Genomic DNA, 24,022 nt, shown 5'->3' with positions numbered 1-24,022 from the left:
ACAATGTCTATCTACATTAGATTTGAAAATGATAAACAAGTAGAAACAACAATACTTGAAAGCAAGCCAAAAGGTAAAAATTGGTATGAAGCGCCAAAAGATTTTGATTGGCAAAAAAGCTATTGTTTAACAGAAGGAGGCAAAATTGCTCAGCGGAATCAAGAAGATATTGAATTGGAGTTATTGCAAAATGCGAAATTTTCTGCACTTTCTAATCTTCGTGCTTATTATGATAACTATACTAACCAATACACAGGACATTCTCACCAGAAGTCTAAGTCGTATGCGATACAAGCGAAAGCCGCAAAAAGCATTCTAGCAGCACCAGAATCTATAGATGAAAAGGATAAAGAAATTATAGAACCTTTAGCAAAAGTCCGTGGTATTACAGTTATCGAAATGGCAAGGATAATCGAGGAAAAAGTGAAAAAAGCAGTAAAAGCGATAGTGAAATGCGAGGAGTTGGAAGACATGGCGAAGAGGAAAATTGAAGAAGCTAAAAGTGAAGTAGAGCTACAGGCTTTGCTCAATGATTTTAAACAAAGAATGCAAAAAAAATGACAGAGCAATTTTTACATGGTGTAAATGTTATTGAGGTAACCTCAGGGGCCAAGGTAGTACGCACAGCTAAATCATCAGTGATAGGTGTAATTGGTACTGCACCTGAAGCAGATGGGCAAAAATTTCCACTGAATAAGCCAGTACTGATAGCAGGAAGCTTAAAAGAAGCGGTAAAACTTGGCAAAAAGGGGACTCTTTTTTCAGCAGTAAATGGAGTATTTTCCCAAATTGGTGCAACAGTAGTGGTTATTCGAGTTAAAGAAAGTGACAACAGTGATCCAAAGCTCAAAGAAAGTGAAACTATTCAAAATATAATTGGTGGAGTTGATAAAGAAACCGGAGAATATCAGGGAATTGAGGCATTTCTCAGCAGTGAAAGCATAGTTCATGTTGCGCCAAGAATATTAATTGCACCTCAGTTTACTCATCAGTTACCTGAAATAGATGGAGTAAATTCAGTAGTGAGTGCTTTAATTTCCATAGCAAAAAAATTAAGAGCAATTATTGTTGCAGATGGACCAAATACTAATGATGAAGAAGCAATAAAATGGAGAAAAAGTATAGGCAGCTCAAGAGTTTACGTAGTTGATCCTTGGGTTAAGGTATTTATTGAAGGAAAAGAAGAAATCTTGCCATCGAGTCCATTTGTAGCTGGTTTAATAGCTAAGATAGACAGCGAGCAAGGCTTCTGGCACTCACCTTCAAATAAAGAGATAAATGGTATTGTTGGAACAAGCAGGCCTATTGATTTTACGCTCGGTAATACAAATTGTAGAGCAAACCATTTAAATGAAAATGAAGTAACAACGATAATTCATCAAAATGGCTATAGGCTTTGGGGAAATAGAACATGTTCAAATGACTCAAAATGGGCTTTTCTGTCAGTGAGAAGGACTGCAGATTTAATTAATGATAGTTTACTTCGAGCTCATTTATGGGCAGTTGATCGCAATATTACCAAAACTTATATAGATGATGTGATTGAGGGGGTGAATTCTTATTTGGCCAATTTAAAAACGCAAGGGGCGATTATTAGCGGAAAATGTTATGCAACACCAGAGCTCAATACACCGGCAAATATTGCAAGCGGAAAAGTGTATTTTGATTTTGAGTTCATGCCACCATATCCAGCAGAGCAGATTACTTTCAGGTCACATCTTGTGAGTGGCGCAATATTGTAAAAAGGAGAAAGAGATGTTACCGAAGATTTTAAAGAATTTTAATGTATTCGTAGATGGTCGGGGTTATGCAGGAAAAATTGATGAGATAACGCTACCAAAGCTTACCATAAAAACAGAAGAGTACCGTGCTGGTGGTATGGATATTCCAATAAATATTGACATGGGCATGGAAAAGCTTGAAGCAGATTTCACTTTTGCTGAATACGATACAGAGCTCTTTCGGCTATTTGGGTTGATAAATGGAAATTCGGTATCTTTGACGCTCAGAGGTGGAATGCAAGGTAGTGGAAGTAATGATATTGAAGCAGTAATAATCAATTTAAGGGGCATATTCAAAGAATTTGACTTTGGTAGCTGGAAACCTGCTGAAAAAGCAACGCTGAAGTGTACTGTAGCTGCTCATTACTATAAACTTACTATAGGTGGTAATGAGTTAATAGAAATCGATGCTGAAAATATGATTAGAAAGATAAATGGTGTTGATCAAATGGCTTTGTTACAAGCGGTTTTAGGAATATAAAAACTTATTTGAAATTTTATTTTTTATAGGAGAATTTTATGCAAACTATAACACTAAACAACCCAATTACAGTTGATGGAATTTCTGTTTCAGAACTTACCGTTAGACGTCCAAAAGTTAGGGATTATCTTGCCATAGATCGTCTAAATGGTAGTGATTTAAGTAAAGAAGTCACTCTGACAGCGAACTTAACATCAGTGGCAAAAGAATCAATTGAGGAGTTAGATATTGCTGATTATGTTAAAGTACAAGAGGTGCTCAAGGATTTTTTTTCACCAGTTATTCAAAGAACTTGAGGTCAGAAGTATTAATGTTCAGCTCTGTTGTAGGAGGCGGAGTTGAACAAATACTTGATATGGAGATTAGTGAATTTATTTTATGGAGCAAATTAGCTAGGGAGTTCAAATGTCAGTATTATCGATAAAAATAGGTGCGGTACTTGATGGCAGTTTTAATACTGTAATAAAGGGAAGTAGTAGTCAACTTACCCGTCTTGGTGAGAATATAAGAAAGCTTGACTCATCTTTAAAATCAGTATCAAAATTTAAGCAGTTGGGTAGTGATGTTTTGACTAGCAGGAGGTCGTGGAAGGGCTTTGAAGATCAAGTAAAATCTTTAGCTAAACAAATGAAAGAGGTGGAGAAACCAAGCAAAACTTTAAAAGCTGAGTTTGATAAAGCTAAATTTTCTGCAACAAAAGCAAAAGAAGCATATTTGAAAAAGAGAGATGCTTTGCATTCATTTAATGAAGAAGTAAGAAAAAGTGGAAGAAATATTAAGTCATTAGTAAGTGATCAATATAAACTTGGTTCATCTATTGAAGTACTAAAAGGTAAGTATGGTAAGCTTGGATCTGCAATACGTAGTCACCAAAGTTTTTTAGCAACCAAAGCACATTTTAAGTCACAAATTATAGAGACTATTGGGCTAGGGTTAACGCTTGCAGCGCCAATTAAAGTTGCTGTTGATTTTGAATCGGCTATGGCTGATGTAAAGAAAGTAGTAAGGTTTGATAGTAAAAAAGATGAAGCTAATAAATTTGCTCAAGAGCTCAAAAAGTTGTCTCGTGAAATACCCTTGTCAGCTGCAGAGTTAGCACAAATAGCTGCAAGTGGTGGTCAACTTGGTATTGACAAAAATGATCTTATGAAGTTTACAACAGTAGTTGCTAAAATGACCACAGCGTTTGATATGTCGGCAGAAGAAGCTGGTAATGCTATTGCGAAAATATCCAATGTCTACGGAATTAAAGTTGATGGCATGGAAAATGTAGGTAACATAATAAACCATCTTTCAGATAATACTGCTGCCAAAGCTAAGGAAATGGTTCTTACACTGAATAGAATTGGTGGTAATGCTAAACAGTTTGGTTTAGAAATTGATCAAGCAAGTAGCTTAGCAAGTGCGTTCATAAGTTTAGGTAAACAACCTGAAAAAGCAGCAACTGCTATAAATAACTTTCTTAGTAAACTACAGACCGCAAGAGAGCAAAGTCCTGAATTTCACGATGCATTAGATGAGATGGGAACAAGTATAGAAGAGCTCGAACAAACTATTAAAAAAAATCCTCAAGAGGCAATATTGCAATTTCTTGAAACTTTAAAAAAAATAGATGACCAAGAGCGTGCCGGTATTCTTATGAATCTATTTGGTGCTGGGTTTCAAGATGACATTGCTCTTTTAGTAGGAAGCTTAGACATTTACAAGAAAGCTATTGAACATTTAGCTGATAAAGAAAAATATAACGCTTCAATGCAGGACGAATTTAACAATCGGGCAAATACTACAGCTAATAAATTACAATTACTTAAAAATGCAGTATTTGAAGCTGGCATGAATCTAGGGTCAGTAATGTTGCCTACTTTAAATTATGTAGCTGGAAGTTTGAAAGCAATAACAGAGCGTATAGCTTCTTTTGCAGAAAAATATCCAACTTTAACTACGGCAATCATGAGTACTTTAGCAGCTTTGATAAGTTTGAAAGTCTTAGTAGTGGGAGTAGGCTATGGAATTACTTTATTAGGAAGTACAATTTTTGGTCTTAAAGCAACGATACTGACAACATTTTCATCTTTATCAAGTATAGTTTTTCCTGCAGTAATAACAGGGCTAAGAGCAATAACACTCGCTGCAATGAGTAACCCAATTGGACTTTTAATAGCGAGTCTTGTTTCTGGTGCAGCTCTTGTTATCACTAACTGGCAAAAGGTAAAAGACTTTTTCTCTAACTTTTGGGAATACATAAAATCACTCATTAAACCCATAGGAGAAACTTTTTCATGGATAGGAAATAAAGTTAGTAGCATATTTGCTGAGAATAGCCCGATTAGAAAATTTGAAAATAATGGAAACGTTGTTAATAGGCTTTCTAAAAATAGCATTTTCAGTAATGGAAACCCATTGATAAATAATAGTGCTGTTAAACAATTTTTAGAAAATAGTAAAGGCAATTTTGAGAGTTTTAAAGTAAAAAGTGTTATAGAAGAAAAAAGAGCTATGGAACAAGAAGAAGTTGAGAAAGCATTCAAGAAAAGTAGATATGAAAATAGGGAATCTAAAGTATATAACCAAGCATTCTATCAAACGTTTAATATCAACATTAAGTCTGAAGATGTCCGCAGCGTTGCTGATGCAGTAATAGAAAGATTTAGAGAACAAGCACGTGGGGCACTTTTTGATATAGTTGAAGAGTTGCATTAATGTTGCTTGGAAAATGTAAGCTTGAACCAATAAGCCTAAGATACAGTAAAGAAAAAAGGTGGTATACGATTGAGTGTATTGAAAAAAAGTTGCTACAAAACATTGGCTCAGGAATTGAATGTATTGATCTGACAGGAGTGATTTATCCACGTTATCAGAGTAATGGCTTAGAACAGCTAAAAAATATACGTGATACTCAAGAACCGAACGTTCTGGTTGATAATTCAGGAAGTATACTTGGGAATTTTGTCATTACTAATGTAGAAGAAAAACAGATGTTATTTTTTCCTGATGGAAAACCGAGAAAAGTTGAGTTTATTTTGAAGTTAAAAAGTTACAGTAAGTGATTTATTATTACACGAAAGAAAACGAAATGTTAGATGAAATTTGCTGGAAACATTATGGATACAGTAGTGGAGCAGTGGAGGAAGTATTGCTTGAAAATCCAGGCCTTGCAGAACATGGAAGTTTTTTGCCCGCTGGATTAAGAATTAAGCTTCCTAAAATTCAAAAAATACCGAAAGAATCTGTTATAAACATTTTAGATGAATGACACCAGATTTTGATATAGTAGCAAAAAATAACCCAGTAACAGAGGTTTTAAAAAAGAGTTTAATATTACTACGTGTCACTGATGGATCAGGTACTACAAGTGACGAAGCTGAGATATGTATTAATTATAGCTCTAGCGCTTTAGAACTTAAGGGTAATTTACAGGTTTTTCTAGGATATAAAGAAACAGGTTTATTACCTATGGGGGTATATAAGGCAAATCAAATTACAATACAAAGTCCACCACAAACTTTAAGAATAAAATGTGACGCTGCAAGTTTAAGAGGATCATTAAAGGAAAGAAAATCAAAGGAATGGAAAGACATTACCTTGGGAGATTTGATTAAAGAAATAGCACAAGAACATGGGTATGAAGGTAAAGTTGCTGAAAGATTTGAAAATATATTTATACCACATACCATTCAAGCAGATGAAAGCGACATGAGTTTTTTGGAAGGATTAGGCAAAAAATATGATGCACTAGTAAAACCAGCAGGAGGATATATAATTTTTATTCCGAAGGGAGAAGCAAGATCAGCGACTGGAAAGATGTTAGGTACAACAGTATTGACACCTAAAGATATTATAAATTGGGAGGTAAATTTTAATGTGCGTAACAAATATGGATCTGTTATTGCAAAATGGCACAGTTATGAAAAGGGAGAAACTATAGAAGAGAAAGTGGGAAATGAGGGTCCAAGTTATACCCTGCAAACGCTTTACTCTAGCGCAGAATCAGCAATTAGTGCAGCAGCAGCCAAGTTAAAACAACTAAAACGTAGTACATCAAATTTAAATGTAACTGTTCCTGGTAATCCAGAATTATTTGCAGAAGCTAAGATCAGCCTTTCAGGATTTTGTCAGGAAATTGAAGGAGAATGGGTAATTAGCAAGGCAGAACATATTCTGAATAATAGAGGATATCAAACTATAGTAGAGGCAAAAGTGAGCAAAGCTGTTTAAGTGAAACTTAAGCAAATGATTATTTAATTCTAAAAAAATGTTAGACATGAATAAAATAAGTAAGAACATAAAGAATAAGATAAATTTTCTATGGCTGATGATAACAGTTATATGTGTTGTCGTTACATGTTGTTATACAAAGAGTAAAGCTGTGAGTAATTATAAAACAGTACTACAAATTGCTTCTGAAAATTGTAACTTAGAGGTTGTAAAATTTTTGGTAGAAAATCTATTAGATGTTAATGTGCAGGTTCCTAAATTAACAGCATTACATTATGCTTCAGAGGTAGATTGTTTAGAAGTCGTGAAGTTTCTAGTACAAAAAGGAGCTGATGTAAGTGCTTCTGACGGATACGAGCGATGGACACCGCTGCATTATGCTGCAGATCAAGGACGTTTGGAAATTGTTAAATTTTTATTAGACAAAGGAGCAGATCCTAGTGCTGTAGCTAAAGATGGAAGAACACCTAGAAGCATGGCTGTAATATCAGAAGAACGTAATAAAGATAAAAACAAGCAATACAGAGAAGTAATAAAACTACTTTCCAATGCAGAAGGCTCGCTCAAAAATAGCAAGTAATATCAAAGATATATTGGAGTCATAAGGATCTGCAGAAGAGCAATACGAATTCAAATAGTGACTACCACAGCAAAATATAGAAACTGAATATATTTCTTCTTTTATCAGTAATTTGCAATTATTTTATAACCAGTAAAAAATATGCTAAACAAAAAAATCCCAATCACAGTAATAGTAATGATGGTAATACAGACCATAGCAACAATTTGGTGGCTCGCTAAGCTTGATTTAAGAGTACAAATTCATGATCAATTTATAGAACGAAATCACGGACTAATGGAAACAGTTTATCGCCTTGAGGAGCGGGTAAAAAACCTCATTGAAGAAGTTAATGAGCTTGAGCAAAAACACACATAACAACTACAGTGGTAAAATACATTTTATCCGTTGATGGAGGTGGAATTAGAGGAATCATTCCTGCCATTATTCTCGCAGAAGTAGAAAAAAGAACAAGAAAGAGGGTAGCTGAAATCTTTGATCTTATGGCAGGGACCTCAACCGGTGGGATTGTTGTAGCAGGATTATGTAAAAAAGATGAACGGGGAAATCCCCAATACTCAGCCAATGATTTAGTTGAATTTTACCAAGAATACGGGTCATATATTTTTAAATCTTCATTTTTCAGAAGATCAATATTTTCCTGGCTAAATTGTGCACAGTATTCATGCAAAAATATTGAATATGTTCTGAATAGATATTTTTGTGATTCTACTCTTGCAGATGCAACAAATAATTTAATGCTTACAAGCTACGATATTAAGAACAATGCTCCTTTTTTCTTAAAAAGCTGGAAAGAGGATAGGAACTTTATCAAATTACAAGATGCACTAAGAGCAACAACAGCTGCACCAACATATTTTGCGCCAAAGTGCTTGAAAATCAATAATATAGAAAAGGTTTTAGTGGATGGCGGGGTATTTGCAAATAATCCAGCGGCTTGTGCATATGCAAGTGGTAAGAGATTATTTCCTAATGATGATATTCTACTGTTATCGATAGGTACTGGCAGAACAGATAGAAGTATAAGGTATTCTAACTCGAGGAGATTTGGAAAGATAGGTTGGATAAAACCGCTGTTGAACGTAATGTTTGCCTCAAGTTTAGATGCAGTAAATTACCAACTTGATCAAGTTATAGCTGATAAATATATACGAATACAATCGCAATTAAAAGTAGCATCACCTGAGATGGATAATATAACACCTAAAAATATTAAATATCTGCAGCAAGAGGCGAATGCAATGATAAAGGACAATCAGGAATTAATAGATAAATTTTGTGATTTTAAAAGTGCCAAATAAAATAAAGAAATTATACAAAAAAGCTAAAAAAGGCCTAAAGAATATAGTCTCGCCAAAAAAACAACGCTCTGAAGTTCCGGTAAAAATTCAAAATCCTACAGCTAAAGTTGAAAAGCCCACTGAAGAAAAACAAAAGGATTTAGAAGGAAAAGGCTTAAAGAGAGGCATCAGCTTCAGAGGTAGCTTTCAAAAGGCAAAAGAGAAAATCAGAAGCTTAAGAACTGAACCTAAAGAAAAAACAATCAAAAAGGGTGGCATGTTCAAGAAGTTCAAGAAAAAAATCAAGAGCCTAAATCCAATCAAGGTTAAAAAAAATAAGATCATTGGAAGCAAAAAGTTAGCATTTTTACTGACATCTGGCACGATTGTAGCAATTTTACCAATGTTCAATTTGAACCCCTTTCCAGCATTAGCAATAACTTCTGCATGTGTTTTCAGTATAAACTTTATCGCAGTCAAAACATTGAAGAAGTTTATCAAACAACGCAAATTAGCAGCAGAATCTAAAGAAGTAGCCGAACCAAACAAGCCGGAAGAGGAAATTCAAGATGTATCGGTTGAACCGGTAAAAGAAAAAGCCGCAAGCAAAACTTCAGAGAAATCTTAAATAGATTAACTATTTTCATCTATATCATAATATATTATATGTATTAAACAAGATTTGATCTGACACTTTAAAAAAGTAAGTTATAAAATAATAAGAACAAGGAGTGTTAGAAATGAGTACAATACAAACAAAAATATTAAAACCAAAACTAGGTTTATTAGAGCTAGCAAAACAGCTCGGCAATGTATCTCAAGCGTGCAAGGTAATGGGATATTCAAGAGATACGTTTTATAGATTTAAGGAGTTATATGAAAATGGAGGAGAAGAGGCATTACACGAAATCAGCAAGAAAAAACCACTGTTTGCAAACAGAGTTTCCGAAGATATAGAAAGAGCAGTAGTGAATATTGCTACCGAATTTCCAGCATACGGACAACAAAGATCTGCAAACGAACTTAGAAAAAGAGGCATAATAATCTCCGAAGGTGGTGTGAGGTCTGTATGGCTGAGAAATGACCTAGAGACCTTCAAAAAAAGGCTTAAGGCTCTTGAAACAAAAGTTATGCAAGACGGAATAATTCTGACAGAAGAGCAGCTTGTAGCATTAGAAAAAGTGAAAGAACAAAGAGAAGCTCACGGTGAAATTGACACAGAACACCCAGGTTATTTGGGATCTCAAGATACTTACTATGTAGGCAATATCAAGGGTGTTGGGCGCATTTACCAGCAGACTTTTATTGATACATATTCGAGAGTAGCGTTTGCTAAGCTTTATGTAGATAAGACAGCTATTACTTCTGCTGACTTGCTAAATGATAGAGTGATACCGTTTTTTGATGGACAAAATATTCCTTTATTGCGAATTCTCACGGATCGAGGTACAGAATATTGTGGTAAACCAGAAAATCACGCTTATCAGCTTTATTTGGGAATTGAAAACATTGATCATTCAAGAACTAAGGCCAATTCTCCACAAACTAATGGCATATGCGAGAGGTTTCATAAAACTATGCAAGATGAGTGTTACAATATTATCTTTAGAAAGAAAATCTACAGCTCTTTGAAAGATTTGCAGATTGATGTTGATCATTGGTTGCGTTCTTACAATGAGACAAGGCCTCATTCAGGCAAATATTGTTTTGGCAAAACACCGATGCAGACTTTTCTTGATAGCAAACATATTGCTTTTCAGAAAAATATTAGTAGCATCAAACACGAGACTGATATTAGTTTTAACTACATCAATCCTTCTGTCAGTTAATTCTCACCTGTCAGATTAAGTTATGTCTAGTACATATTATATAAATTATCATAGTTTTAATTCCGTTGGGAGCGTAAGTTGCGCAATTTCCTCAGCAGTCAAGCTAGTTATTTGAGAAATATTATCAATGGAAATACCTAGTATAAGTAGATTATTCACAACCTTGATTGACTCTACTTTATCAATCTTTTCTTTGTAAATTTGCCTTCTTTGGGATAAAAATTCTACCCATATATCCAGTTCATCTTGTGATTCTTGAGTGTTAATTTTTTTTAACTCTCTCGCCCAGCTTAATAGCTCTTTTTCTCCTTCACTATCTGTATCTTCCTCTCCACAACAATTTTCTTCCGTTACCAGATCTTCAGCATTCACTGATAATTTTCTTGCTATTTCCCATAACCTCTCACCGAACATGGTGCTTCCTTGTTCATAGTAATGTATCTGTGGACCTCCTATACCAAGCTCCTTCGCTAATTCCTCTTGCGTATACCCTTGTATTATTCTCCACTTTTTCATTCCATCCCTTTTGTTGAAACGCTTAGAACTTTTTTCTTCTTTATTTTCATATTCATCAGCTGATAAACCTGTTGCTCGGTAGATTATATCATTAGCAAATCCTGCCTTTAGCATATTCTTCGCCATTCTTATTCTTGCTGCTTTTATAGCACTTTCCTCCTCAGCACGAATAGATTTGGTTAATGCGTAAATTGCTTTGCGTCCCCTTGTTTTTGCTATGAAATTATATATCCATTGGGTCTTATCAAAACAATGATTTTCTTTGAGTACTTTTTGTCTAGGAAGTAGATCACTCAAACTAACTGATAATGCACCTGCTATAACTTGTAATTCCTCATCTGGAATGCTACATACCCCTAGTTCATATCTTCGCAGCGTATGATAGTTTATACCTGTTTTGTCTGCTAAGTCTTTTATGGTATATTTTCTTTTTAACCTCCAGCTTCTTATTTTTTGCGCTATTTTGTATCTTATAGAGATATTTGCCATGCCGCAACGGTTTTACGGAAATAAATATATATACCCTGTTAATAGGCTTTTTGCTATAACCTACTTTGTCAAAAGATTAAATTTAGCTTATGTTTATTGGAAGAGCTCGGCTTGGACTGCGATTTATATAAAGCTTTTACGCAGTCCATTTGAGAAGGAAGTCCTTTGTTTAACGTTTCCTAAATGCTTCTTGGCTACCTCCACATGCCCTATTTACCCACGACAGTGTTTCACTTGAGTGATCCGCCCTTATCTCCTCTTTGGCCTGCTCTTTACTCCACATGCCACTTCTTGTGAAACTTCCTCTTTCTACAGCTTCTTTGACTGTCGTTCCCCCAAAGAGGCAACCTTTTCCTATTATTTCACCTCTTTTTTGTAGTTCAGACCACATTTCTGTATCTGCTACTCTTACCTGTACTTGGTGGTCGTTTTCTGCTTTGTGGTACAGTATAACTCTTAGTCCACCAATGCTTGTTGGAAATGTTACCTCAAAAACGCTATTGTCCGATATATCAGTGTAATTTCTCTCACCTCCTTTCTCGTTTTTGACTTCAAATTCTCTATTGCCTATTTTTATGATGTTACATCTGTTTAGACCTAAGCCTTCTATTACTTTTGCAGGCTCTACTGTGCTACCCTCAGAAAATTCCGTATACGATGTTGTATTGTCTATTTCCACATCTATTACAGCTCCTTTTTGAACAGCACTTTCACCGACTTTCCTCAGTTCTTCAAGTTGCTTGTCTAGCTATGGCTGCACCTCTTTTTGCAGTTCGTTATAAGTTTCACCTACCAGCTCATTCTGCAATAGCCTGTCATGAAACTCTGCACCCTTCAGCATTAATTCACGCATTATTTTTTTTAGTTCACCTTTTTTGACTTTGTGAAAATGTGTGCCTAATATCACATACTCGGAAAAACTCCATTCTCCTTCATGACATGCATTTATCCTTATTCCAGCAGATAGAGCTTGATCCACAACCTTATGCATCTCTTTTGGGCTGCCTGCTTTTACCACTGCACTTTTAAACCAGCTCAACTTTTTATTTTCCCTTGCACTTAGCTTTATTTTTTGCAGGCCTGAGGCAAATGGATTTAACCCCTCTGGATAATCTTTTTGATTACTTGCTGGTTTTGTGCCATAAATACGGTCAAGTCCTTCTTCGAAGTTTATTTGGTTTTCGCGACCATCTCTACTAGGGGAAGGCATTGTACCTCCAGGATTCTGGTTATTAATTTTGCTCACAAAGTTAGACGGTTGTATATCAATGCCCTCAAGAGCACTAAATATTTTGCCCAATAACTTGCGGTTAATATTGAACTTACGATTCTTTTTATTTGGGTCTTTTCGAACCATTGTAATTTTTTTACTAGCCATATAAGCCTCCTATATTAAGCATATTATCTAAGTCTATAGCGCAATTTATTGCTTTACTATTAACTTAATATACAAATATTAGAAAGATCTTGTATGGTTTGCAACTATTTATAACAAAAGAATAGAGCTTTTTGGGCTTTTATTCGTTTATTATAACTTAACATGCAAGTTATACAAAGATCTTGTATGTTTTACAACTTTTGTTATGTCTTTTTCCAAATCTCAGCTATAGAAATACGCTTTTCTTAAAGCACTTATATTCATATTTCGTATTGTTTCCACTAGCAGTGGTAGCCAAACTTCCCAAACCTGAAAAATTTGGCATCCATCTTTATAACAGCTCTCTTTCCTTAAAACTGCAATATCCTTTTTCTGTCATAATAATGTGATCCTCTAACTCAATTCCCACTCCTTGACATGCTGACACTAATTCTCTAGTCATTACTTTATCATCTTCTGATGGTTCTAAACTCCCTCCTGGATGGTTATGAGCTAATATTATTGACGCTGCTTCCATTGATAACGCCTTTTTTACCACTTTCCTTTCAGATAGGTGTACTTCATCTATTGTACCAAAATACACTTCATCTCTTATCAGACGGTGCTGTTTATCCAAGTATATTATCTGGACAGCTTCTTTTGCTGAAAAGCCTATGTTTACCCTTACATACTCTATCAGCTTTTCTTGGCTATCCATTACCGGGCCTCTCTTTAATCCTTCTCTGAGTGCTCTTTTATAAGCTTCTTTAACACATTCAATTGCTGCAGCTGCATGTTCAGTCATTCCTTCTATCATTTTCAGATCATCGATTTCTCGTCCCAAAATTTCTCCTATTCCTGGGCAGTTATCCATTAGAGTTTTAGTAACATCTTGTGCTTGCTTTCTGTCATGAACTGCTCCTAGAAGCACTGACACTATCTCACGATCAAATAGAGCACTTCCTCCTCCACTCTGTAATACTCTCTCTATTTCTTCTGTAAGTTTTTTACCATTATTCATAAAATATACTCCTCGTTAATAACAAATTGTTTTTAAATGTTTACTGCTGTTTTTTATCAGCATTGGCATAGAGCCATAGCTTTCGAGTGAAGTCAAATCAATTTTTCAATCTTTTTTACTTATTTTTTCATGAATAAGTTAAAATCTTAATAGATACTTATTTTTATCTAATTGAAAGATTAGTTCTTCATGTAAAAAAATTGTTGTTAATCAATTATTTTAGAAATAACATCAGTAGAAAAACCTAACTGAAGTAAATTATTTGCAACTTTCATTTTCTCTACTTTATCAATCTTCTCTTTGTAAATTTGCTTTCTTTGCAATAAAAATTCTACCCATATATTTAGCTCATCTCGTGATTCTTGATGATTAATTTTTCTATATTCTCTTACCAAACCTAATAACTCATTTTCTGCTTCACCATCATTTTCTTTGTATTCCTTTATCAGATCTTCAGCATTCACTGATAATTCTTTTGCTATCTCCCACAACCTTTCACTTAAAAGAGTAACGCTACCTTGTTCATAGTGATGTATCTGTGAGGGACCTACATCTAGCTTTTTTGCTAATTCTTCTTGCGTATAGCCTCTGATTATTCTCCACTTCTTGATCTCTTGTCCTCCATTTTGGCTCGTATAACTGATACTTTCCCTATCAGCATACTCTTCAATTGATAAGCCTGTTGCTCGATAGATAATCTCGGTATCAAGTCCTGCCTTAACTAGATTCTTTGCAATTCTTATTCTTGCTGCTTTTATATTACTTTCTTCCTCAGCTCGGACAAATGCATAAATTGCTTTGTGTCCTCCTGTTTTTTCTATGAAATTATACATTTCCTGGGTCTTGGCTTTGTCGAAACAACTATCTTCTTTTAGTACTTTTCGTCTTGGAAAGAGATTTCTAATAGGAATTGATAACGCCTCTGCTAATATTTTTAACTTTTCAGTTGGAATGCCACATGTTCCTTGCTCGTATCTTATCAGTGTATGATAGTTTATGCCTGCCTTGTCTGCTAAGTTTTTCAGGGTATATTTTCTTTTTAACCTCCAACTCCTTACTTTTTGCACTATTTGGTACCTTATCGAGATATTTGCCATAAATATTATACAGGTTAATACTATCAAATAAAGATATACAAAATGTTTGCATTTTAGTTGAATATTTCTTCACAATTGTGTATAATTATTAATGCTTTTTAGGTTAATTCGTCATGGCTCTTTCGAAATTTCTTGATGCTCGCAATGATTATGCCTTTAAAAAAATATTTGGCACTGAGAAGAATAAAGATATCCTCATTCATTTCTTGAACGATATTTTAGGCTTTACTGGCTTAGCTGCTATTCACGATGTTGAATTTTTAGCTACCATTTTAGACCCTGAAATTGCCGCTAAAAAGCAAAGTATTGTCGATGTTCTTTGTAAAGACTCTCAAGGTTCAAGATACATTATAGAGATGCAGTTCACTAAGACCAAAGGCTTCGAAAAGCGTGCTCAATATTATGCTGCTAAAGCCTACTCAAGTCAAGCAGATCAAGGTGATAATTATCATAATCTCAAGGAAATTATCTTCATAGCCGTTGCTGATTGTATTATTTTTCCAGATAAAGCTGAGTACAAATCTAATCATGTCATTTTAGATCAAAATAGCTTTGAACATGACTTAAAGGATTTTTACTTCGTATTCATAGAACTACCAAAATTTACAAAGACAAAAGAAGACCAATTAGAAAATATAGTAGAAAAATGGTGTTATTTTTTCCGATATGCAGCAGAAACAAACGAAGAAGACCTAGATAAAATAGTTGGTAGTGACGTAATAATAAAACGAGCTTATGAAGAGATGAATAAGTTTAATTGGTCAGAAGAAGAGTTACTAGCATATGAGCAAATGAAAAAACGTATAATGGATGAGATTGCTGCTTTCGCTCAAAAATTTGATGAGGGTCTTAAAGTAGGTCAAGAAAAAGGTAGACAAGAAGGTAGACAAGAAGGCATCCAAATCGGCCATGAAAAAGGTAAAATTGAAGGTAAAGTTGAAGGTATAGCAGAGGGTGAGCAACAGGCTAAGATAGCTGTGGCCAAAAACCTACTTAAAGCTGGCGTCTCTACTGACATTATATCACAAACTACAGGTCTTTCCTCCGATGAGATCAAGCAGTTACAGGCAGAAAAGATCACATAGTTCCCTTAATTTATCGCTCTGCTTATTCCTTGAACCACTGATGTTCCATTTAAGAATGTATCCGGCTTTTTAGATAGCTCTACTTGTCTTAAAACTTCCTGACCTAAAACTTTAGAAGGCTTTTCTACTTTCTGTTGTAGCAGTGCAGTTTCTTTTTCCCCTTCTAATTGGTTTCTTAAGTGAGCTAGAAACTTATCAGTTTGTTTAAACTCTGGACACGCTTCTTTTGCAATTGAATATAGGGTTTTTGCTATTTCAGAAAATCTTCCATTTATTATTTTTCCAATTATAGCTGATTGCACTGCCACAGGATCAAAGTTTAGATTTGTCACTGATATTCCTGACTTAATAGCAGTTTTATTTAACACCTTCTCAAATCTATTTGTAATATTTAGTGCATAACCCTGTGCTTCTAGTGGAGATATAGACTGCTCTGCTGTAGAAATGTACCTTTGACCTGTAACCCTTCTAACAACCATGTCAAGTAATAGTATTGTACCATTTACATCCATCGGTTGTGATATTGAACTTTTAGTATTTAATTTTTCCTCAGGCAGAGCAGCTCTCGAACCTAATAACCCACTCACAGAGCTTTTTACCCAACCAAATAAATTATTTATCCACGAAGATGGTTTTGCACTGCTACTCACCATTCTACGATTTCTAATGTGCTGCCTATGTCTATGAGGTTGCTTAGATAACATAACTTCTGTGAAAACATCATTATAAACTTGATCCTTATATTCTTTTTTCACAACATTAATGTCTCTTGCTGTACTTATTTCTTTCTCATAATCTTTTAACACTATCTCTTTATCAGTAAATTTTATTGATAACGTTTTCATCTTAGGTGTTTTATAGAATTTACTAAGTGTAATACTGCAAAAATCATCTTTACTAATAGTCGAATCAAAAGCATTCGTTATCATTAGATCATTACTATTACTGCGAACAAATGTATAATTTCCTCCTTTTCTAGAAATGATAAGCTCAGTATCTTTCTCCACATCTTGACCCGTTACCACAATAATTTCTTTATCCTTTTCAAACATCAAAGGCTGTGGTTTTAAACTCCATTCATCTTTATCAACGCTGATTATCATAGGAGCATTTTCTACTATCACATGAGTCTTATTATACCTCTCTACTCCATCTTTTAACTTCACAGTAAAATACTCATGCTTTTCTACTATTGCTTTTAACAACAAATCATTCTCAGATTTAATTACCTGTAATTCAAAACTACCTCTTGCTTTTTTTACTACATTTCTTAAGTCAATAGTATCTATTGAATTCTCCTCATCAACATCATGAATAACAACCTCCGGAACGTTATCAATCTCAGAATTAATTACATACACATTTTCACCACCATTGCCTACTAAATGACTCTTATGCAGAGGGTTATTATATATTACTTCACAATTTCCACTTCCTATCACTACTGTCTCATTACTCAAAAGTGATTGTATAAAGAATGACATTTTATTTAGTCGATTTGCTATAGGTAAATAGTTCTTGATAACTTCTTCAGGAGATTTATTAGTATTTTCAAGCATGTACATACTACCCTTGTTTCCCATCTTTATCTCAGCTCCATTACTCAGTATATAAGAGACGTTAACTGGAATATCAGAAATAGTTACATTAAACCTTCCTTTATCAAAATTACTATCAAATACCCTTTCTGATTTATTGCCATTAGATAAAAAACTAAAGGTAGCACTCTTTACTGTGTAGTTGAAAATTTGACTAATATTTTGAATGTATATTCCAACAAGATCAGAAATCATAAAATTAAAGAAGAAGTTATGTTTATCAGCTGGTAGACCTATTAGCAAACTTGGCAAAGTAATACTGACCTGTGCTTTCCCTCTTTCGGGTAAAATAGTGTAGTTAAAACTTCCTATATCAGCATGATTTACAATACTAGTGCTAGATCTCACTATCAGATGCATTTCATGGAAATTAGAATTTGAAGGTATAATTATAACATCAGGATCAGCATCATTCTCACCACCTCTGCCATCTACATATTTTGTATTATAATCACAAGTTATTATATCACTCTTATTTTTTCTGCCAGAGATTCTATTTATATTCTCCATTCCAAAAGAACTGTTATTATAACTTATATACCCATTTCTGCCTAATCTAGCTTGTATAGATTTCACATCTGAAGCAAATTTCTCTAGGTCTACTGTATCGACTCCATTACCTCCATTGATATGGCCTTCAATAAAGTTTCCTTGCAGAATAAATATATCATCTTTGTTTCCACCATAATATTTCTTAAACCCATTACCAACTACAAAAATATTAGGACTATTCAAAAACCCCCTTGAAAGATCATGACCTTCACCAAGATTAATTAGTGTATAATTTTCTCTTTTCTCAGTGGATAAGTCGGTTATACCAATCGCATTTCTACATAAATATAACCCATAATTTGAAGCAGGTTGATAATCTCCTTGTGGAAAACAGAAGATTTCACCTCCATTTGGATTATCTGGCTTTGCTCTGCTCCACTTAATACCATTTACCTTTCTATCCAGTAATACGGTATTGTTTAAATCAACGGTTTTACTATACCTACATTTCTCTTCTCTTAATCCATATTGTGCACCTTGAAGTGATGGTACTCTTTCACACTCTTCTTTTACATTAACAGCAGGGAAAACATACCTTTGAGTATCGTTATGTTGCTTTAAGTACTCAAGTCCTTGTTTTACTAGTTGATCATTAGCCTGTTTTTCTCCCATTAGTTCTCCTATATATTGTTCAGGTTCCATACCTATAAATGCACGTAATCCCTCAATAAATTTTTCTCTTCCAGTTAAGTGAACTATCTCATCAATTTTACCAACTCTTTTTACTGACATATAAATATCAGTACCAATAAATACTACAGCGCCAATTGTAGCTCCAATAGGACCAGTAACACTTGATACTCCTTCTAGTACTTCAAAAGCTTCAGCAACTTCCACACCAATCTCTGCAGTGTCAACTCCCAAGTAAATACTATCTCCTACTACACCAACTAGCGCTTCTTCTGTACCATTTTTAAATGCTTTTATCTGATTGACCAAATCATAGACAACAAAAGCAGAAGTACCATGAGCAAGAAAAGGAGATGCTGCTTTTAAAGATCTACCAAGACACAACTTCCCTTCTGAAGCTAACTTTAGCCCTTTAAGAGAAGCAGATTCAGCAACTTTAGCAAATCCTTGACCACCTGCTATAAAACCAATATTTATTGCTACACCTTTATAATCTCCATTTAAAAAGTCAGCGAGAACATTTTTAGCCATCATTCCATGCATGGTCATGACGGAGATTTTTCCTACCTTGCTTAAATGATTCATAACTTTTTGATTACTAGTAAGCTCACTTACAAGACCTTGAGAATTACCTACAATTCTCACTTTATCCGCTAATTGAATTAGCTGATCCTGCTTTCCTTCTGGTAAATCTTTAATGTAATCAATAAACTTTTCACCATCTATTTTAATTTCACCTAAATTTCTTCTTTCATCTTTCTCCTCACTAAATTCATCCACGTCTTCTCAGGTAAATAAACATTTACTTTCAGCTTCTCTTTTCTGCCTATAACTTGGACTTGGTAAGCATTCATCCGCTACAGATCTAACCTTAACTTCTGTAAGATATTTTACTATATCATATTGCCTTCTATCAATAGCACGTTCTATAGGAGTAAACTTAAAACTATCACGGAGATAAAAATCAGCTCCTTTATCTACAAGAAATTTCACTATTTCCAAATGACCATTCTGAGCAGCTAACAGCAGTGGTGTTCGTTCGTCATTGTTAACAATATCAATTTTACAAAGTTTTTTATCTATAATATACCTTACTATTTCAAGCTTACCACTTTCAGCAGCTATGTGTAGAGGAGAGGAACCATCATTGTCCAATACGTACAAATTAGCCTTATGATTTATAAGATGCTTCAAAAGATCCAAATTACCTTCAAGAGCAGCCTTGTGTAAATAGGTAAAACCAAATCCATCCTTAACTTCTGTAAGATATTTTACTATATCATATTGCCTTCTATCAATAGCACGTTCTATAGGAGTAAACTTAAACCTATCACGGAGATAAAAATCAGCTCCTTTATCTACAAGAAATTTCACTATTTCCAAATGACCATTCTGAGCAGCTAACAGCAGTGGTGTTCGTTCGTCATTGTTAACAATATCAATTTTACAAAGTTTTTTATCTATAATATACCTTACTATTTCAAGCTTACCACTTTCAGCAGCTATGTGTAGAGGAGAGGAACCATCATTGTCCAATACGTACAAATTAGCCTTATGATTTATAAGATGCTTCAAAAGATCCAAATTACCTTCAAGAGCAGCCTTGTGTAAATAGGTAAAACCAAATCCATCCTTAACTTCTGTAAGATATTTTACTATATCATATTGCCTTCTATCAATAGCACGTTCTATAGGAGTAAACTTAAACCTATCACGGAGATAAAAATCAGCACCATTTTCTATAAGGTACTTTGCTAATTCTAAGTTACCATTTTCAGCAACAAAATGTAAAGGAGCGATGCGCTGATTATCTAAAACATTGATATTAGCCTTTTTTTCACCTACGAGGTACTTTACCAACTCTATCCTACCATTTTCAGAGGCAATATGTAGGGGGCTTCTTCCATATTTATCTAAGACATTAAAACTAACATGTTTTTCATCTACAAGGTATCTTGCTAATTCCAAGTTACCAAATAAAGCAGCAAAATGCAGAGGAGTAAAACCCTTTTCATACTTAATATCTAAATCAGCACCATTTTCTATAAGATACTTTACTATCTGTAAGTTAGAATTCTCAATAGCAAGCCTGAGAGGAGAATAGCCAGATTCGTCGAGATTATTGACAACTTTAAGCAATTTACTTGGATACCTCTCGCGTCTTAGATTGTCTAATATATTTTTAACCCCTTCTTCTCTATTACCCTCAATAAGTAGATTAAGTGGGGTATATTTACGCCCCCCGTAAGTAAAATCAAAATTATTAATCAATTTATTATACCTACTTGCATAATCCAAAATAGAAGTAACGTGACTTATATTTTCCTTTTTTATAGTAGAGCTCTTTATTAATTCCAGAGCTTTTTTCAGAACTTCTTCCTCTTTTTGCTGTTCTTGCAGTTTTAATCTTGTCACTTCTTGAACTAGCCTATGAATACTCAAGCTTTGCTTTCGTTCACCGTTTACCATAGAGTAATTTACAAGCAAATTGATAGCTGATTCTAATTTCGTTTGACTACCACCTGCTAAACTCAAAAACATTTCTCTTATAATATTGTCATGTGCAAAGTAAGCCATAGTATTAAGAATATCTAAAGCCAACTGCCCACATTCTTTATCCTCTATTATTCTATCAAGCGTAACTTCCCAAACTGTATAAGTTGTTTTAGTATAACGATTATTAACCCATTCAAACACCTTATAGTTAATCAACTCCTTAGCCTTTTCCCTATATTTTTCCAAGTAACCTTCAAAATTATAGCTCTCTTGTGTTTCTTTTATATGTGCTATTGCTTGCTGTATAGCTAAAGGGAAATACTGCAGTTCTTTTACTAAATTTCCTATTTGGTCGTTCTGGGATTTATCTTCTATCTCTAGCCCTTTCTTTATAAATTTTATTGAATCATCTAAACTTAACGTATCTAGATCTATAGTTCTTATTTTTTTGCCCCATTCTTTACTACGGGAAGTAATCAAAATATAAGGTATTTTAACATTAAGCATTAAATTATTGAGTGGTAAAATTTGCTTTAAATATTCCAATCCTTCAGCATTATCGAAAACAAAAAGACTCTTTTCTGTAGAGAAAGATTTAAACACTTCTTCTATAATGGACTTTACACATTTTTTTTCTCCATCTGCATTTTTTATGCTAATCCCTAATTTATCTGAAGCCAGTCTATAAAATGAATCTGCAATTGTTTTATCATTTTCAGCATTTATCCATATAACATTGTTATAATGTTTTTTAGCGTATTCACAAATATACTTTTTGGCTAACTCAGTCTTACCTATTCCTCCTAAACCGCTAATTCTTGATACTTGTGATATTCCTCCTATTCTACCCTGATCATGTAATGCTCTATGTAACTTTTCTAATTCTTCTGTCCTTCCAACAAATAATTCTGATGGATTTTCTGCATCAAACCAAACATCTTTTTGTGCTTGTTTATTGTTCTCCGCCTTTACAACATGCTCTAGCACTATATCCTTTAAGTATTTTAGTTCTTGTTTTATTTCAACTATAGTACTGACTCGCGATTCAAAATTATTAAAAAATTCTTTCACTTCTTCGTGAGAAAGAAAACGTCCCTGTTTCTCTTTCATCCAATCTTGTACTACTCTTTGAAATTTGTTATAAGCATCTTCACTCAAATTACCGGCATAATTAAACTTTACTTCGAATTCCTTGCCTATTTTGCCTTGAAGGATTGTAGCTAGCTTATCTTCATTGGGCTGATTCACTGCAAATACTAATTTGCCAAAAAACTCTTTTATATTGTCTTCTAATCCACTATTTGCTATTTGTTTAAATTCCTTTTCCCATTTTTGAATTTGTTTCAATTTATTTTCTGAATCTTGATCTGACTTGTCTTGAAGTTTTTTTATTTCCGTTTCCAACTTCGTGATTGTTTCTTCCACAGCAACTTTAAATTCTTGTTGCACCACTAGAGCCATATTACCTTTATCATAAGAAAGCTTATATCTCTCACCTCCATCTTTAAAGAAGACATCATTATCTTCAATCATTTCAACCAAAATTTCTTTTCCTTTATTTTTTCCTTTAGTTTGCATTTTCAACTTTTTTACTGCATTTTGTGCTGTATCTTGATCCAAATCAAAACCAATATTAGTACAGATAATAAAATCTTTCAGGACACCATCTGCAAAATCTTGATTATTTTTAATCTTTAGATAAGAAACGAAATACTTTGCCAATCCAAATTCACCATTTTTATCCTCTGTAAGTAAATCACCTATTCCAATTTTCTTATTGTCTTCATTTTGTTTGTGTTTTGCTTGCAAGAAATGATAACTTTTTCCTCTATTTTGATCATCATGTATAAATACCAAGTCATCAAATTTTTCAGCATCATCCCACTCTGTAGCTAAATGAAAAGAGTATCCTTTTTCTAGTCCACGCTTTAAAAATAACATTAACAATTTTAGCTGATAAATATTTCCATGAAGAGTATGCTTTAATCCAGAAGCAGGGTATGTTCTTGGATCACCCTCTTCGATTTTTGTTCCTTCAGGCTCTTCTTTTTTTATAGAGGAAATTCTTAGCTTTTTGGGAGAACCAACTTCTGGCTTATTTTCTCCAGTGTTTTCCCTTTTTAGAGATGAAGCTCCCTGTAATTCTTGAATAATATCTTGATCCAAAGATGTCTTACTCTTACTATTAAGATCTTCATTAATAATATCGAGAGGCGTCTGACCCCTATTATTTTTAGCTTTCGGGTTTATATCGCGAGTACTTAAAAGAAGTTTGACAATGTCTAGATGTCTTTTGCTGACAGCAACATGTAGTGGTGTATTACCATTATCATTGTAATCAGTATCATTAATATTATCTACTTGAGTAAGTAATTCTTTAATTGCATTAGTCTTGTCTAGCTGAGGATTACCTGTTCTATGCTCACGTATAACAAGAAACAATTTGGCAATGTTAATATCATCAGGATTATACTGACGTCTTATTCTACGTTTAAACTGAAAAGATTTATCTTTTGCTTGTGAATTAATCTTTGTGCTCTTTAAATAACCCACTGAAGATTGTTTTTGTAGCATAAAACTCCCTCTATTTAACTCAAAACCTAAACTTTATATTCCCATACATACTAGTAAATAAAGTTAGCAATGCAAGTAGCTTGTATAAATACTTTATCTTAGAGCTATCTTTAATTTAGCAGCATATTCTACTAAAATTTAATAAAATAACCATTCCCAGAGATCAAGGACTGTGAAAAGTATTTTTCTTGGGATTAGTTGATCTATTAAATGTTGTACACAAACTTTTCTTTATATCAATCTATTTCTTGGTTTGACACACTTTTTTGAACATTACCTTAGATTATGGTCATTTTACCTCACTTTTACTTGCTCTATCTTTCTTTATATAAACATTTCTCCTCTTTTGCAGCAAGTCTAATGCTGAACGGAAAATTAGGCATTATGTCGTTTATCGTCAAAACTCATATTTTGCACAATCACGGCGAGGAATTTGAACAG

At 33.9% G+C, this 24,022-nt stretch carries 21 protein-coding genes; 14 read left to right on the top strand and 7 right to left on the bottom strand.

What is annotated here, in order from left to right:
* Positions 1–3: 3 nt before the first annotated feature.
* The 13 genes from AAGD93_RS01925 to AAGD93_RS01865 all read left to right on the top strand — a co-directional run bounded on the left by AAGD93_RS01925 (position 4) and on the right by AAGD93_RS01865 (position 10,166).
* On the top strand, positions 4–561 hold the full coding sequence (locus AAGD93_RS01925; RefSeq protein ID WP_341819698.1) for a hypothetical protein: 558 nt from the start codon (positions 4–6) through the stop codon (positions 559–561).
* Complete coding sequence (locus AAGD93_RS01920) at positions 558–1,742, top strand: phage tail sheath subtilisin-like domain-containing protein (RefSeq protein ID WP_341819697.1); 1,185 nt, start codon at positions 558–560, stop codon at positions 1,740–1,742. Before AAGD93_RS01925 ends, AAGD93_RS01920 begins: the two co-directional genes overlap by 4 nt.
* Before the next feature lie 13 nt (positions 1,743–1,755).
* A complete protein-coding gene (locus AAGD93_RS01915; protein WP_341819696.1) occupies positions 1,756–2,262 on the top strand; it encodes a phage major tail tube protein in 507 nt (168 codons plus the stop codon).
* Positions 2,263–2,300: 38 nt separating this feature from the next.
* Positions 2,301–2,558 carry a phage tail assembly protein gene (locus tag AAGD93_RS01910; RefSeq protein WP_341819695.1) on the top strand — a complete coding sequence of 86 codons (258 nt, stop codon included), beginning with the start codon at positions 2,301–2,303 and terminating at the stop codon, positions 2,556–2,558.
* Positions 2,559–2,667: 109 nt separating this feature from the next.
* A complete protein-coding gene (locus AAGD93_RS01905) occupies positions 2,668–4,962 on the top strand; it encodes a phage tail tape measure protein (protein ID WP_341819694.1) in 2,295 nt (764 codons plus the stop codon).
* On the top strand, positions 4,962–5,309 hold the full coding sequence (locus tag AAGD93_RS01900; protein ID WP_341819693.1) for a phage tail protein: 348 nt from the start codon (positions 4,962–4,964) through the stop codon (positions 5,307–5,309). The genes AAGD93_RS01905 and AAGD93_RS01900 overlap by 1 nt, the downstream gene beginning before the upstream one ends.
* A 26-nt stretch (positions 5,310–5,335) precedes the next feature.
* Positions 5,336–5,515, top strand: coding sequence for a tail protein X (locus AAGD93_RS01895; protein ID WP_114517429.1), 180 nt, complete (start codon positions 5,336–5,338; stop codon positions 5,513–5,515).
* Positions 5,512–6,477: a phage late control D family protein gene (locus AAGD93_RS01890; protein WP_341819692.1), complete on the top strand. Its 966-nt coding sequence runs from the start codon at positions 5,512–5,514 to the stop codon at positions 6,475–6,477. The genes AAGD93_RS01895 and AAGD93_RS01890 overlap by 4 nt, the downstream gene beginning before the upstream one ends.
* A gap of 151 nt (positions 6,478–6,628) precedes the next feature.
* Positions 6,629–7,057: an ankyrin repeat domain-containing protein gene (locus AAGD93_RS01885; protein ID WP_341819691.1), complete on the top strand. Its 429-nt coding sequence runs from the start codon at positions 6,629–6,631 to the stop codon at positions 7,055–7,057.
* Positions 7,058–7,198: 141 nt separating this feature from the next.
* On the top strand, positions 7,199–7,414 hold the full coding sequence (locus AAGD93_RS01880) for a hypothetical protein (protein WP_341819690.1): 216 nt from the start codon (positions 7,199–7,201) through the stop codon (positions 7,412–7,414).
* A gap of 8 nt (positions 7,415–7,422) precedes the next feature.
* Positions 7,423–8,358 (top strand): patatin-like phospholipase family protein, encoded by a 936-nt coding sequence (locus tag AAGD93_RS01875; RefSeq protein ID WP_341819689.1) that lies wholly within the window; start codon positions 7,423–7,425, stop codon positions 8,356–8,358.
* Positions 8,348–8,965 carry a hypothetical protein gene (locus AAGD93_RS01870; RefSeq protein ID WP_341819688.1) on the top strand — a complete coding sequence of 206 codons (618 nt, stop codon included), beginning with the start codon at positions 8,348–8,350 and terminating at the stop codon, positions 8,963–8,965. The genes AAGD93_RS01875 and AAGD93_RS01870 overlap by 11 nt, the downstream gene beginning before the upstream one ends.
* Positions 8,966–9,077: 112 nt before the next feature.
* Positions 9,078–10,166 (top strand): IS481 family transposase, encoded by a 1,089-nt coding sequence (locus AAGD93_RS01865; protein ID WP_341819687.1) that lies wholly within the window; start codon positions 9,078–9,080, stop codon positions 10,164–10,166.
* A 48-nt stretch (positions 10,167–10,214) separates the two neighbouring features.
* On the opposite strand, the gene AAGD93_RS01860 is transcribed toward AAGD93_RS01865, so the two are convergent.
* The 5 genes from AAGD93_RS01860 to AAGD93_RS01840 form a co-directional block, all read right to left on the bottom strand.
* A complete protein-coding gene (locus tag AAGD93_RS01860) occupies positions 10,215–11,171 on the bottom strand; it encodes a helix-turn-helix transcriptional regulator (RefSeq protein WP_341819686.1) in 957 nt (318 codons plus the stop codon).
* Between the two features lie 169 nt (positions 11,172–11,340).
* Positions 11,341–11,850 carry a hypothetical protein gene (locus AAGD93_RS01855; protein WP_341819685.1) on the bottom strand — a complete coding sequence of 170 codons (510 nt, stop codon included), beginning with the start codon at positions 11,848–11,850 and terminating at the stop codon, positions 11,341–11,343.
* Between the two features lie 69 nt (positions 11,851–11,919).
* The gene (locus tag AAGD93_RS01850) at positions 11,920–12,549 is read right to left on the bottom strand and encodes a hypothetical protein (RefSeq protein WP_341819684.1); all 630 of its coding nucleotides are present in this window, start codon (positions 12,547–12,549) and stop codon (positions 11,920–11,922) included.
* A 331-nt stretch (positions 12,550–12,880) separates the two neighbouring features.
* On the bottom strand, positions 12,881–13,549 hold the full coding sequence (locus tag AAGD93_RS01845) for a RadC family protein (protein WP_341819683.1): 669 nt from the start codon (positions 13,547–13,549) through the stop codon (positions 12,881–12,883).
* A gap of 206 nt (positions 13,550–13,755) precedes the next feature.
* Positions 13,756–14,646 (bottom strand): helix-turn-helix transcriptional regulator, encoded by an 891-nt coding sequence (locus tag AAGD93_RS01840; protein WP_341819682.1) that lies wholly within the window; start codon positions 14,644–14,646, stop codon positions 13,756–13,758.
* A 113-nt stretch (positions 14,647–14,759) separates the two neighbouring features.
* On the opposite strand from AAGD93_RS01840, the gene AAGD93_RS01835 reads away from it, so the two are divergent.
* On the top strand, positions 14,760–15,731 hold the full coding sequence (locus AAGD93_RS01835; protein WP_341819681.1) for an Rpn family recombination-promoting nuclease/putative transposase: 972 nt from the start codon (positions 14,760–14,762) through the stop codon (positions 15,729–15,731).
* A gap of 5 nt (positions 15,732–15,736) precedes the next feature.
* On the opposite strand, the gene AAGD93_RS01830 is transcribed toward AAGD93_RS01835, so the two are convergent.
* A complete protein-coding gene (locus AAGD93_RS01830) occupies positions 15,737–19,291 on the bottom strand; it encodes a latrotoxin-related protein (protein WP_341819680.1) in 3,555 nt (1,184 codons plus the stop codon).
* 6 nt (positions 19,292–19,297) lie between these two features.
* Positions 19,298–23,581: an ankyrin repeat domain-containing protein gene (locus AAGD93_RS01825; protein WP_341819679.1), complete on the bottom strand. Its 4,284-nt coding sequence runs from the start codon at positions 23,579–23,581 to the stop codon at positions 19,298–19,300.
* Between the last annotated feature and the right edge of the window lie 441 nt (positions 23,582–24,022).

It is taken from the genome of Wolbachia endosymbiont (group A) of Brachyopa scutellaris, from assembly GCF_964026995.1.
GTDB classification, from domain to species: Bacteria; Pseudomonadota; Alphaproteobacteria; order Rickettsiales; family Anaplasmataceae; genus Wolbachia; species Wolbachia pipientis.
This window is presented reverse-complemented; position numbering and strand designations above follow the sequence as displayed.